Origin of the sequence: Leclercia sp. LSNIH8, from assembly GCF_002920195.1 — a bacterium.
Classification (GTDB): domain Bacteria; phylum Pseudomonadota; class Gammaproteobacteria; order Enterobacterales; family Enterobacteriaceae; genus Enterobacter.
The window spans coordinates 1-11,708 of sequence record NZ_PQJY01000001.1; the positions used below are offsets into that span (position 1 = coordinate 1).

Below are 11,708 nucleotides of genomic sequence, written 5' to 3' on the forward strand. Positions count from 1 at the left end.
TTACAGAATTTGCCTGGCGGCTGTAGCGCGGTGGTCCCACCTGACCCCATGCCGAACTCAGAAGTGAAACGCCGTAGCGCCGATGGTAGTGTGGGGTCTCCCCATGCGAGAGTAGGGAACTGCCAGGCATCAAATTACGTAGTAAACCGGGGCAATAAACCGGTAGTTACAGAAGTATTCGGTGGAGCGGTAGTTCAGTCGGTTAGAATACCTGCCTGTCACGCAGGGGGTCGCGGGTTCGAGTCCCGTCCGTTCCGCCACTTATTAAGAAGCCCTGAGCTCACGCTCAGGGCTTTTTTCTTGCCTGCTGTTTGATTATTGCTGTAAATGCAAAAATCCTCTGCTTAATACGATCTTTTTTCACATATCCCCGCCAGAGATAATCCTCTTCATTAACAAACATGATGAAGAAAAGAGGAATTTCATGTCTATCCCTGCATTCGGTCTTGGCACTTTCCGCCTGAAAGACGACGTTGTTATCGCATCCGTTAAAACTGCCCTCGAACTGGGCTATCGCACGATTGATACCGCCCAAATCTACGACAACGAATCCGCTGTAGGTCAGGCGATCGCAGAGAGCGGCGTACCACGCGACGCGCTTTTTATTACCACCAAGATCTGGATTGAGAACCTCAGCAAAGAGAAATTAATCCCAAGCCTGAAAGAGAGCCTGAAAAAGCTGCGCACCGATTATGTCGATCTGACCCTGATCCACTGGCCATCACCAAACGACGCCGTGTCAGTTGAAGAGTTTATGCAGGCATTACTGGAAGCCAAAGCCCAGGGGCTGACGCGTGAAATTGGTATCTCCAACTTCACTATCCCATTGATGGGAAAAGCAATTGCCGCAGTTGGCGCAGAAAATATCGCCACCAATCAGATCGAACTATCCCCTTATCTGCAAAACCGGCAGGTAGTGGAATGGGCGCAGCAGCACGGCATCCATATCACTTCTTACATGACGCTGGCTTACGGTAAAGCGCTGAAAGATGAAACCATTCTGCGTATTGCTGCCAAACATAATGCCACCGCAGCACAGGTTATTCTGGCGTGGGCGATGGGGGAGGGTTATGCAGTGATCCCATCTTCAACCAAACGTGAAAACCTGGCAAGCAATCTGCTGGCACAGGATCTGAAGCTAGATCTGGATGACAAAAAAGCGATCGCGGCACTCGACTGCAACGATCGTCTGGTTAGCCCGGAAGGCCTGGCGCCGAAGTGGGATTAATTTAACCCGCCCTCTGTACCCTGAACCCTCTCACAGCTCCTTCGGGAGCTGTTTTACATGCTCGCTCAGAAAATCAATAAAGGCCCGTATGCGGGTGCTTACCGCTCTGTCACTGTAATAAACCGCGCTGAAAGGCATCTCTACCGGCAGGCGCTTGTCTGCCATCAGCTCGACTAACTCCCCCCGCGCAATCTCTTTATCAATCATATAATCCGACAGGCAGGCAATCCCATTTCCTTCAAGGCATAACTGTTTGAGCGTCTCGCCGCTGTTGGATGATAAACCGCAAACCACTTCATGCAGCTGACCGTCATGGCAGGCGAGAGGCCATGTATTAAGGGATACCGGCTCCGTAAAGCCCAGGCAGAGATGCTGCTTCAGTTCTTCTATCGTCTCAGGCCTGCCGAAACGGGCAATATAGGCCGGGGAGGCGATGATTTTGCGATAACTGGTGAACAGAGGGCGTGCCCGCAGGCTGGAATCGGTCAGCGTCCCCGCGCGGATCGCCACATCCACCTTGCGCTCAATCAGGTTGATAAACGTTTCTGAAGAGACCAGAGAGAGCGTCATTTCCGGATAACGTTCGCGGAAAGGTTTAATTAAAGGCATCAGGAAATGCAGCACCACGGGCGTCGCCGCATCGATACGCAGAAGCCCACGTGGCGTGCTGCGCGTCTCCATGATCTCTGTTTCTGCGGCGGCCATCTCCTGCAGAATAGACTGCACGCGGCGAAAATAGCGTTCGCCTTCTTCGGTCAGGCTCAGTTGCCGGGTCGTCCGGTTAAGCAGGCTGACGCCCAGCTTCATCTCCAGCTTTTTCACCGATCGGCTGACGGCTGAATTAGCCTGTCCCAGCTGTTCCGCGGCACGGCTAAAACTGCCGCTCTCAACGACGGCGACAAATATCGCCAGCTCCTCAGACGTTGCTTTCATTATTGCTTTATCCGCAAAATTATATTGATATTTTGAGCATTTTTGTTATTTAAACACTGGCGCATACTCCGTGTCATCTTAATCCTGATGAGACGGAGTTATTTATGCCTCTGGCGCTACTTGCCCTGACGATCAGTGCCTTTGCAATCGGCACGACTGAATTTGTTATTGTAGGTCTGGTTCCTACGATTGCTGACCAACTTGCCATCTCGCTGCCTTCGGCGGGTTTACTGGTTTCTATCTATGCCCTCGGTGTGGCTATCGGCGCACCGGTACTGTCCGCACTCACAGGCCGTCTGCCGCGTAAACAGCTGCTGATGGCGTTGATGGTGCTGTTTACCGCAGGCAACATCCTTGCCTGGCAGGCACCTGATTACACAACCCTGGTCATTGCCCGCCTCCTGACGGGGCTGGCTCATGGCGTCTTCTTCTCCATCGGCTCGACAATTGCGACGAGCCTGGTGCCGAAAGAGAAAGCGGCCTCTGCTATTGCCATTATGTTTGGCGGTTTAACCGTAGCCCTGGTGACGGGTGTACCGCTGGGCACCTTTATTGGGCAACATTTTGGCTGGCGTGAAACCTTCCTGGCGGTCTCTCTGCTGGGCGTGATTGCGCTGATTAGCAGTCTGGTGCTGATCCCGTCCACTATTCCGGGACGCGCGGCAGCGACGCTGCGCGACCAACTAAAAGTGCTGACTCATCCTCGTTTACTGATGATCTATGCCATTACGGCGCTGGGCTATGGCGGCGTGTTTACCGCATTTACCTTCCTGGCACCAATGATGCAGGATCTGGCAGGCTTCTCACCGAGCGCAGTAAGCTGGATCCTGCTGGGCTATGGCGTTTCGGTGGCGATCGGCAATATCTGGGGCGGAAAGCTGGCCGATAAGCATGGCGCTGTCCCAGCGCTGAAAATTATCTTTGCTGCCCTGGTTATGCTTTTACTGGTCTTCCAGTTCACCGCTTCCATACAGTATGCCGCGCTGGGTACGGTACTGGTAATGGGGATCTTCGCCTTCGGCAACGTACCGGGTTTGCAGGTCTACGTCGTGCAGAAAGCCGAACTCTATACACCCAACGCCGTGGATGTCGCTTCCGGTCTTAATATCGCCGCGTTTAATGTCGGTATCGCACTGGGTTCCATTATTGGTGGACAGACGGTTGAGCACTTTGGTCTGTCGCAAACGCCTTGGATTGGGGCGGTCATCGTTCTCGTGGCGTTTCTGCTGATTGGGCTGAGCGGTCGCCTGGATAAGCCCGCGCGCGTTGCTCTCGGATAATTGTATGTAAGTACTTACCGATAAAACAGCTCAGCAGATTCTTAGTTACTCAGTAGTTTCTTAGTAATAGCGTTGAAAGTGTGAGCTGAAAACCCTATAACATTAGAACCCGCTCCTGTTTCTGGACGGGTTCTAGTTGATAGGGGTCGTTTCACACCGTGCGAAAAAATACCTATGCCATGCGTTATGTTGCCGGACAACCAGCGGAGCGAATTTTACCTCCGGGGTCGTTTGCGAGCATTGGCCAGGCATTGCCTGCGGGTGCGCCTTTAAGCAGCGACGAAAAAATTCGGGTGCTGGTATGGAATATCTTTAAACAGCAACGCGCCGAATGGTTATCCGTCCTGCAGAATTTTGGTAAAGATGCCCATCTGGTGCTGCTGCAGGAGGCGCAAACCACACCTGAACTGGTCAGGTTTGCGACCACTAACTATCTCGCTGCTGACCAGGTGCCGGCATTTGTCTTACCCCAGCATCCGTCAGGGGTGATGACGCTCTCTGCCGCTCATCCCGTCTATTGCTGCCCACTGCGTGAGCGTGAACCGCTTCTGCGCCTGGCGAAATCCGCCCTAGTCACCGTCTACCCGCTGCCGGATACCCGGCTGCTGATGGTGGTCAATATCCACGCGGTTAACTTCAGCCTTGGCGTGGATGTCTACAGCAAGCAGCTGCTGCCTATCGGCGATCAGATTGCCCATCACAGCGGCCCGGTGGTTATGGCTGGCGATTTCAATGCCTGGAGCCGCCCGCGAATGAATGCGCTTTATCGCTTTGCGCGGGAGATGTCGCTGCGCGAAGTACGCTTTACCGATGACCAGCGGCGCAAGGCCTTTGGTCGTCCCCTCGATTTTGTCTTCTATCGTGGTCTGAACGTGAGTGAAGCCTCTGTGCTGGTCACTCGCGCATCCGATCACAATCCGCTACTCGTTGAATTCAGTCCCGGCAAACCTGAGAGATAGAGGTGCGTCAGGTCTGCCTTGGGGCAGGCCTGTACGGGTGCTGCCCTTTATTTTTCATCAACCGAAGGACAGCAAAATGACAACACAGTCCCATCATGACAACGTAGAAAAACAGTTTGGCTCTCAGGCTAAGGCTTACCTCACCAGTGCGGTTCACGCATCGGGGCGCGATTTGCAGCGTCTGGCTGAACGTCTGGCCGATTTTCCGAAAGCCAGCGTCCTGGATTTAGGCTGCGGGGCAGGTCATGCCAGCTTTGTGGCAGCGCAGCAGGTGGCTCAGGTGACGGCATATGACTTATCCAGCCAGATGCTGGAGGTGGTTGCCGCCGCAGCCAGCGAGAAGGGACTGAGTAATATTGCTACCCGTCAGGGCTATGCAGAATCGTTACCCTTTGACGATGAAATGTTTGATATTGTGATCAGCCGCTACTCGGCGCACCACTGGCATGATGTCGGTCAGGCGTTGCGCGAAGTTAAGCGGGTGCTGAAGCCGGGGGGGCTGGTTATCATCATGGATATCATGTCGCCGGGTCATCCGGTACGTGATATCTGGTTACAGACGGTAGAAGCGTTGCGGGATACCTCGCATGTCCGCAACTACTCCAGCGGCGAGTGGTTGTCCATGTTCACCGATGCCGGGCTGATTGCACGGTCGCTGCAGACAGACAGATTAAGGCTGGAGTTTTCTTCGTGGATTGCGCGTATGCGCACACCAGAGGCGTTGAGCCAGGCGATCCGGCTGTATCAGGAGAGTGCCTCGGCCGAGGTCAAAGCCTACTTTGAGCTGCAGGAAGAGGGCTCCTTTACCAGTGATACCCTCCTGGCTGAAGCCCAAAAGGCGGGATAAACAAAAAAGGCACCGAGGGGAATCGGTGCCTTTTTACATCAGGTCTCTGAAATCAGGAATCCGGTGTGGCGTTGTTTTTCACAAACAACGTTATCCGGTCGCCAGGCTGCAGATTGTCCGTATCGCTGTTCCAGCGCATCACATCTTTGATGTTCACGCCGTGACGCTTGGCAATACTGGAAAGCGAATCGCCTTTTTGTACGCGATAGGTAATGCTATCGCTATTATTGGCGAGACGCTGTGCGCTGTTACCCGCACCAATCGTCAGGTTCTGACCCACTTTCAGGGTAGAGCCACGCAGCTTGTTCCACTGCTGCAGATCTTTCGTGCTCACGCCAAGGCGTGAAGCAATGCCTGAAAGCGTATCGCCTGTACGTACCCGATAGCTACGGCTATTTAACGGTGTGTTATCCGCAATAAGCGTAGACTGAACCGCTGCTATCTCACCCGACGCTAACGATACCCGTAACTGTTCAGCGTGTTTCTGCGGCACCAGAACGTATTTTGGCCCGCTGCTACCCAACGTAGAGCCCTTCACACCTGCATTGAAGGCTTTCAGTTTGGTCACCGAGATACCTGCCATATCCGCAACCTGTTTCAGTTCAACAGGGTTGTTGATACGCACTCTCGCCAGCGCACGACTTTCGTCCGAGGTCGGCAGCTGCACGCCGTACTGTTTGCTGTTTTTGAAGATTTCACTCAAAGCCAGCATTTTAGGTACGTATAATTTGGTTTCCCGTGGCAGTGGAAGCGACCAAAAGTCGGTAGGTTTACCCCGTGCTTTATTCGCTTTCATTGCCTTCAGTACACGACCCTCACCGCTGTTGTACGCAGCGACAGTCAGCAGCCAGTCACCGTCGAACATCTTGTTCAGACGTTGCATCATATCGAGAGCGGCAGTCGTCGAGGCGACCACATCACGACGCGCATCGTAGTTGCGGGTCTGTTTTAAACCATAATTGCGCCCTGTGCTCGGTATGATCTGCCAAAGACCTGCGGCCTTGGCGCCAGACGTTGCGTGTGGGTCAAAAGCGCTCTCCACTATGGGTAGTAGTACCAGTTCCATGGGCATGTTACGTTTCTTAACTTGCCCTGCTATCCAGTACATATACGGCTCTGCCCGTAAAGTTACATCGTGGAGATAGCTCTTATTGCTTAAATACTTCTGTTTCTGTTCGCGAATCCGGCTGTTTTCCGGAATTCCCATCTTTAGCTCGTCACCAATAGAGACCCACAAGTCTTGATCCTGTGCGAAGGACGTCCCATCGTCTGCCCATCGCGATTGACTTGTGAACTTCCCTGCTTCCCCTTGACCAGCTGCAGAAAGGCTCTGTGCGTGCTGTTGTACGTTGCCAGTGTTCTGTGACGACTGGCAACCCACAAGCAGGACAGAGGCGAGTAATATCGCTTTTGCCTTCATGTGTGTGTCAATAGTTGCTTAAAAGACGAGCGATGATAACGACGAATAGTTAAAAAGGCAACATGCAATTGTCAGAAGTCATCTTTCTTTGCCCTTAACCACGCGAAACAATCCTCAGGTTGTAACATATTTGTTTCTTCTTTAATTTTATTAACTAAATCAATGTCATTTGTTCTAAGAAATAAATTAATTTTACGTTCATTTTTCAGAATTACGGGCAGTGTTTTTTGGTTTTTTGCACGTAACTCATTCACTTTGCGGTAATAATCCTGAATCGCGCTATCCTCAGGCAGAACGTGCATCGCAAACTTCATATTCGCTAAAGTGTATTCGTGTGCGCAACAAATAAGGGTGTCGTCGGGGAGAGCGTTAATTTTCTGGAAGGACTGGTACATCTGGGCTGGAGTGCCTTCAAAGAGCCGTCCGCAGCCGCCAGAAAACATTGTGTCTCCACAGAAAAGATAAGGGAAGCTAAAGTACGAAATATGTCCAGAAGTGTGACCCGGTGTGGCAATTACAGAAAATTCCAACGCAAGAATGAGGATCTTTTCGCCATCTTTTACTACGCGCGTAGCCCCCTTATTTTGTGTCTCAGCAGGACCGTATACCACAAGATGCGGAAATTTTGCGCAGAGTGTCGCCACGCCGCCCACATGGTCATGATGATGGTGCGTGAGCAGAATGGCTTCCGGCTGCCACTGGTTTTGCTCTATGGCGTTTAACACTGGCTCCGCCTCGCCAGGATCGACAATTACGCAACGACCCTCATCATTGCTTAAAACCCAGATGTAATTGTCCTGAAAAGCAGAAATACTGTTAAGATTCATACATTACCTCTCATAGCGTGGCGGGTGTTTTGATGAAACCGGCAAGGATACCTCAGATTGTTACCGCACCGAAACACTGGGCAGAGTTGCCCTGGGGTGAATACTATCGTGAAGCGCTCGAGTTACAGCTTAAGCCCTGGTTTGCGAAAATGTATGGTTTTCACTTGCTTAAGATTGGTAATCTGAGCGCGGAAATCAACTCTGAAAGCTGCGCCATCTCGCATCAGGTCAATGTTTCGCTGGGCGGTGAACCCGTTCAGGTGAAGGCCAATCCGCTGCAGCTTCCTTTTGCCGAGAAGTCCGTTGACGCGTGCCTGCTGGCACATTCGCTGCCCTGGTGCGATGACCCGCACCGTTTACTGCGGGAAGCCGATCGGGTTTTGATTGATGATGGCTGGCTGATTATCAGTGGCTTTAATCCGATGAGTCTGATGGGGCTCAGAAAGCTGGTGCCGGTGCTGCGTCGCACCCCACCGTATAACAGCCGCATGTTCACCCTGATGCGCCAGCTGGACTGGCTCTCGCTGCTCAATTTTGAGGTGATGCACCAGAGCGGTTTTCAGGTGATACCCTGGACGCGGCAGGGCGGAAAGATGCTCAGCACCCATTTTCCGGCTCTGGGCTGTATGCAGCTGATTGTGGCGCGCAAAAGAACCATCCCCCTGACGCTCAATCCCATGAAGCCAGGCAAAGCTAAGACCCAGTTACGCCCCGCTGTAGGTGCCACGCGGCAGTACCGAAAGCCCTGATCAGGCTTCCGGTTTATACCCCACATCGTCATGCTGCGGATTGAGCGCAGCCGCGCGCGCCAGTTCGTCGCAGCGTTCGTTTTCGGGGTGTCCGGCGTGGCCTTTCACCCATTCCCACTGAATTTTATGCTGGCTGAGCGCCGCATCCAGGCGTTGCCAGAGATCGACATTCTTCACCGGTTTTTTGTCCGCGGTTTTCCAGCCGCGTTTTTTCCAGTTATGGATCCACTGGGTGATCCCCTGGCGGACATACTGGCTGTCGGTACTCAGCACAATGTCGCAATGCTCTTTCAGTGCCTCAAGGGCCACAATCGCGGCCATCAACTCCATGCGGTTGTTGGTGGTCAGGCGAAAGCCTTCATTGAAGGTTTTTTCGTGCTGTCGATACCGCAAAATGGCGCCGTAACCCCCTGGGCCCGGATTGCCGAGGCACGAGCCATCAGTGTAAATCTCTACCTGTTTACGCATCCTGGCAGACATCCTGTAATCAAAACGGTAAGTCTGACATAAACGGTCTCCGGCAGCACGGCAAAATAAAGTCCGTGTGAATTAGCCTTTGAACGCCAGGTCAGGTTGATTACAATGTCGTCGTTAATAAGAACAGGCTGACAGAATGAGTATTGCAGACACACATAACGCCGACAGGATCATCGTTCTCGATACCGAAACCACGGGTATGAACCAGATCGGTGCTCACTATGAAGGGCATAAGATCATCGAGATCGGTGCGGTAGAGGTGGTTAACCGCCGTCTTACCGGCAATAACTTTCACGTTTACCTGAAGCCAGATCGGCTGGTGGACCCGGAAGCCTTTGGCGTTCACGGGATTGCCGATGAATTCTTGCTGGATAAACCCACCTTTGCCGACGTCGCCGATGAATTCATCGACTACATCAAAGGCGCCGAGCTTGTCATTCATAACGCCTCGTTCGATATCGGCTTTATGGATTACGAATTCAGCAAGCTCAACCGCGGCCTGCCGAAAACAGACGCCTTCTGCAAGGTTACAGATAGCCTGGCGATGGCAAGGAAGATGTTCCCCGGCAAACGGAACAGCCTTGATGCGTTGTGCTCGCGCTATGAAATAGATAACAGCAAACGAACGCTGCACGGGGCGCTGCTCGATGCCCAGATCCTGGCGGATGTTTATCTGATCATGACGGGCGGCCAGACCGCCCTGGCGTTTAACGCCGATAACGAGACGCAGCAAGAGTCCGGCGAGAGTGAAATCCAGCGCATTATTCGTAAGTCCAGCGCGCTGCGCGTTATACTCGCCAGTGATGAAGAGTTAATGGCGCATGAATCCCGTCTGGATCTGGTGCAGAAGAAGGGTGGAAGCTGCCTCTGGCGAGGCTAAAAGCGGCGGAAATGCTGGTAAAATAACCTTTTGGATCGTTTTTGCAGCAAACGATTCAAAAGGTGAGAAAAAGCATTGACGGGATCGAGGGTAAACCGTAATATCTGCCTCGTTCCCAAGGGAACACAGCGGAGCGGTAGTTCAGTCGGTTAGAATACCTGCCTGTCACGCAGGGGGTCGCGGGTTCGAGTCCCGTCCGTTCCGCCACATTCAGGCCCATGTTAGCAATAACATGGGCCTTTTTTCGATCTCTTTTCTTGTGCAACTTCTCCTTGCATCATCTTCCGTCTGGTTTACGCCGTTAAGCCTGAAAATGCCCAGGTTCCGTTACTCTCATCCCGTACATTCGCACCAATAACTTCCCCCGTATCCGTATTCCGGCCCGCATAAAAAATCAATTCAACAACGCTCCAGTCGCCCAACCGGTTAACGGGAAAAAAGAAGAGGTTAAAAATGGTCTGCGTTCTTCTATTAAGGGGCAGGGCAATATCCTATTTTGCGGGGCAGAATTTCATTGTTAAACCCGGCGCAGGATTAAAGCGGGGCAGGACGAATGATTTCTGGACGCATGGCTTCAAAGGACGCCAGGTTATTACGTTTTAGAGGACAAGGATTATGCAAACTTCTTCCGTTATTCCCGCACGTTACGATCGCTTTTCACGCCTTTTGCACTGGGTGGTTGCAGTCGTCATTATCTACGCCATGTGCATGGGCTACATTCTTCACGCGCTGGAAGGGACCCGTTGGTTTACCTTTTTTTCTGTGTTGAATATGTCGCTTGGCACCATTGCAACGCCAATCATGCTGGTGCGTTTTGTCTGGCGCTTCTTTCGTCCTTCAGTGCCTTATCCGGCAACGGTGGCGGGGCGGAAAAAGCAGATGGTGGTTTTCATCCATGAGCTGTTTTATCTGACCATTATGGTGGTGCTGGGCAGCGGTTTCCTGATACTGCACAAAGATTACAGCCTGTTTGGGCTGCTGCCGATTACTCATCCGATTAATACGATTGAAGTTAATGAATTCTTCTTTAAAGTGCATCGCGTTAGCTGCATTTTACTGGGCCTGATTCTGCTTGGGCATGTCGCGGCGGTAATCAAATATACCTTCAAGGGACAGCGCGAAATCCTGCAACGCATGCTGTAAGAAAAAGGCTGACGCCTTTCATTAGATGAAGTAACAAACAGCAGAGCCGCACCGCTCCTGTCCCTTTATGCCGATGAGGTGAGGGGACAGGGACAGTGCGGCTTTGCCCTTCAGCCAATACTAAACGGATCCGCATCCTGCCAGGCAGGAAACTTCTCCCGATATTCTCTCAGCGCCGTCAGTGACAGCTCGGCATCAATCCGGGTTGCATGATGCGGCTCAGCGGTGGCAATAATCTCACCCTGCGGGTTGATCACCCGACTGTCGCCCCGGTAGTGATGCCCGTTGCCGTCAGTACCGACCCGGTTGCAGCCAGCGACATAGGCCTGGTTCTCAATCGCACGTGCCGTCAGCAGCGCCTGCCAGTGGAGAGAGCGGGGCGCCGGCCAATTGGCGACGTAGATCGCCAGGTCGTAATCATCGCGGTTGCGCGACCAGACCGGGAAGCGCAGGTCGTAACAGACCAACGGCAGAATGCGCCAGCCACGCCACTCAAAGACAACCCGCTCGTTACCCGCTTCATAATGCTGGTGCTCGTCCGCCATGCGGAACAGATGGCGCTTATCGTAGAAGTGTACCTTGCCTTCTGGCTCCACCAGCAGAAAACGGTTCACTGGTCCGCGTTCGGTCTGCAACGCTGCGCTGCCAGCGATTAGCGCCTGGGTTTGTTGCGCTCTGGCCTGCATCCAGACAACCAGCTCGTCCTGCGGCAGGGACTGTTTAGCCGCCTCCATGGCGAAGCCAGTGGTGAACATTTCGGGCAGGATAATAATATCCCGTCCGGCGATCCCTTCCAGCTGACGATCAAAATGGCGCAGGTTGGCCGGACCATCCATCCACACCAGCGGTTGTTGCAAAAGCGTAATCTTCAAACCAGGCACAGTTAAGACTCCTCGAATAACCCCATTTTGACACTGTAGCACGACAAGCAGAGAAACGGGTGGCAATAAAAAACCCCGCACGAG

General features: G+C 52.8%; 11 protein-coding genes, 2 tRNA genes, 1 rRNA gene and 1 pseudogene. 10 read left to right on the forward strand and 5 right to left on the reverse strand.

Annotated features, from left to right (window positions below; translation table 11 throughout):
• Positions 1–12: 12 nt before the first annotated feature.
• The 3 genes from rrf to dkgB all read left to right on the forward strand — a co-directional run bounded on the left by rrf (position 13) and on the right by dkgB (position 1,228).
• Positions 13–128: ribosomal RNA gene (rrf, locus tag C3406_RS00005) — 5S ribosomal RNA — on the forward strand.
• 55 nt (positions 129–183) lie between these two features.
• Positions 184–260 (forward strand) — tRNA-Asp (locus C3406_RS00010).
• Positions 261–424: 164 nt separating this feature from the next.
• A complete protein-coding gene (dkgB, locus tag C3406_RS00015) occupies positions 425–1,228 on the forward strand; it encodes a 2,5-didehydrogluconate reductase DkgB (protein WP_103823932.1) in 804 nt (267 codons plus the stop codon).
• A 1-nt stretch (position 1,229) separates the two neighbouring features.
• On the opposite strand, the pseudogene yafC reads toward dkgB, so the two are convergent.
• Positions 1,230–2,161 (reverse strand): annotated as a pseudogene (yafC, locus tag C3406_RS00020) (DNA-binding transcriptional regulator YafC).
• Positions 2,162–2,265: 104 nt separating this feature from the next.
• Between yafC and C3406_RS00025 the strand changes: the two are divergent.
• The 3 genes from C3406_RS00025 to C3406_RS00035 all read left to right on the forward strand — a co-directional run bounded on the left by C3406_RS00025 (position 2,266) and on the right by C3406_RS00035 (position 5,247).
• The gene (locus tag C3406_RS00025; RefSeq protein ID WP_103823934.1) at positions 2,266–3,441 is read left to right on the forward strand and encodes an MFS transporter; all 1,176 of its coding nucleotides are present in this window, start codon (positions 2,266–2,268) and stop codon (positions 3,439–3,441) included.
• Between the two features lie 158 nt (positions 3,442–3,599).
• Positions 3,600–4,400, forward strand: coding sequence for an endonuclease/exonuclease/phosphatase family protein (locus C3406_RS00030; RefSeq protein WP_039032074.1), 801 nt, complete (start codon positions 3,600–3,602; stop codon positions 4,398–4,400).
• A gap of 76 nt (positions 4,401–4,476) precedes the next feature.
• The gene (locus tag C3406_RS00035) at positions 4,477–5,247 is read left to right on the forward strand and encodes a class I SAM-dependent methyltransferase (RefSeq protein ID WP_103823935.1); all 771 of its coding nucleotides are present in this window, start codon (positions 4,477–4,479) and stop codon (positions 5,245–5,247) included.
• Positions 5,248–5,299: 52 nt separating this feature from the next.
• Here the strand turns inward: C3406_RS00035 and mltD are convergent, their stop codons facing one another.
• Both mltD and gloB read right to left on the reverse strand, forming a co-directional pair.
• Positions 5,300–6,667 (reverse strand): murein transglycosylase D, encoded by a 1,368-nt coding sequence (mltD, locus tag C3406_RS00040; RefSeq protein ID WP_103823936.1) that lies wholly within the window; start codon positions 6,665–6,667, stop codon positions 5,300–5,302.
• A 71-nt stretch (positions 6,668–6,738) separates the two neighbouring features.
• A complete protein-coding gene (gene gloB, locus C3406_RS00045) occupies positions 6,739–7,494 on the reverse strand; it encodes a hydroxyacylglutathione hydrolase (RefSeq protein WP_103823937.1) in 756 nt (251 codons plus the stop codon).
• A gap of 32 nt (positions 7,495–7,526) precedes the next feature.
• Here gloB and C3406_RS00050 point away from each other — a divergent pair, with 32 nt between their 5' ends.
• On the forward strand, positions 7,527–8,243 hold the full coding sequence (locus tag C3406_RS00050; RefSeq protein ID WP_103823938.1) for a class I SAM-dependent methyltransferase: 717 nt from the start codon (positions 7,527–7,529) through the stop codon (positions 8,241–8,243).
• Here C3406_RS00050 and rnhA read toward each other — a convergent pair whose 3' ends face one another.
• On the reverse strand, positions 8,244–8,711 hold the full coding sequence (gene rnhA, locus C3406_RS00055; protein ID WP_103178368.1) for a ribonuclease HI: 468 nt from the start codon (positions 8,709–8,711) through the stop codon (positions 8,244–8,246).
• A gap of 145 nt (positions 8,712–8,856) precedes the next feature.
• Between rnhA and dnaQ the strand changes: the two genes are divergently transcribed.
• From dnaQ to C3406_RS00070, 3 genes are all read left to right on the forward strand, one after another.
• A complete protein-coding gene (gene dnaQ / locus C3406_RS00060; protein ID WP_103823939.1) occupies positions 8,857–9,600 on the forward strand; it encodes a DNA polymerase III subunit epsilon in 744 nt (247 codons plus the stop codon).
• Between the two features lie 130 nt (positions 9,601–9,730).
• A tRNA-Asp gene (locus C3406_RS00065) sits at positions 9,731–9,807 on the forward strand.
• A 408-nt stretch (positions 9,808–10,215) separates the two neighbouring features.
• Positions 10,216–10,743 carry a cytochrome b gene (locus C3406_RS00070; RefSeq protein WP_103823940.1) on the forward strand — a complete coding sequence of 176 codons (528 nt, stop codon included), beginning with the start codon at positions 10,216–10,218 and terminating at the stop codon, positions 10,741–10,743.
• A gap of 110 nt (positions 10,744–10,853) precedes the next feature.
• Here the strand turns inward: C3406_RS00070 and C3406_RS00075 are convergent, their stop codons facing one another.
• The gene (locus C3406_RS00075) at positions 10,854–11,624 is read right to left on the reverse strand and encodes an amidohydrolase (RefSeq protein WP_103823941.1); all 771 of its coding nucleotides are present in this window, start codon (positions 11,622–11,624) and stop codon (positions 10,854–10,856) included.
• Between the last annotated feature and the right edge of the window lie 84 nt (positions 11,625–11,708).

What these genes read in the sequence shown, in the direction of transcription:
- dkgB (WP_103823932.1), top strand. Translation starts at nt 425, where the DNA reads ATGTCTATCCCTGCATTCGGTCTTGGCACTTTCCGCCTGAAAGACGAC.
- C3406_RS00025 (WP_103823934.1), top strand. Translation starts at nt 2,266, where the DNA reads ATGCCTCTGGCGCTACTTGCCCTGACGATCAGTGCCTTTGCAATCGGC.
- C3406_RS00035 (WP_103823935.1), top strand. Translation starts at nt 4,477, where the DNA reads ATGACAACACAGTCCCATCATGACAACGTAGAAAAACAGTTTGGCTCT.
- mltD (WP_103823936.1), bottom strand. Translation starts at nt 6,667, where the DNA reads ATGAAGGCAAAAGCGATATTACTCGCCTCTGTCCTGCTTGTGGGTTGC.
- gloB (WP_103823937.1), bottom strand. Translation starts at nt 7,494, where the DNA reads ATGAATCTTAACAGTATTTCTGCTTTTCAGGACAATTACATCTGGGTT.
- C3406_RS00050 (WP_103823938.1), top strand. Translation starts at nt 7,527, where the DNA reads ATGAAACCGGCAAGGATACCTCAGATTGTTACCGCACCGAAACACTGG.
- rnhA (WP_103178368.1), bottom strand. Translation starts at nt 8,711, where the DNA reads ATGCGTAAACAGGTAGAGATTTACACTGATGGCTCGTGCCTCGGCAAT.
- dnaQ (WP_103823939.1), top strand. Translation starts at nt 8,857, where the DNA reads ATGAGTATTGCAGACACACATAACGCCGACAGGATCATCGTTCTCGAT.
- C3406_RS00070 (WP_103823940.1), top strand. Translation starts at nt 10,216, where the DNA reads ATGCAAACTTCTTCCGTTATTCCCGCACGTTACGATCGCTTTTCACGC.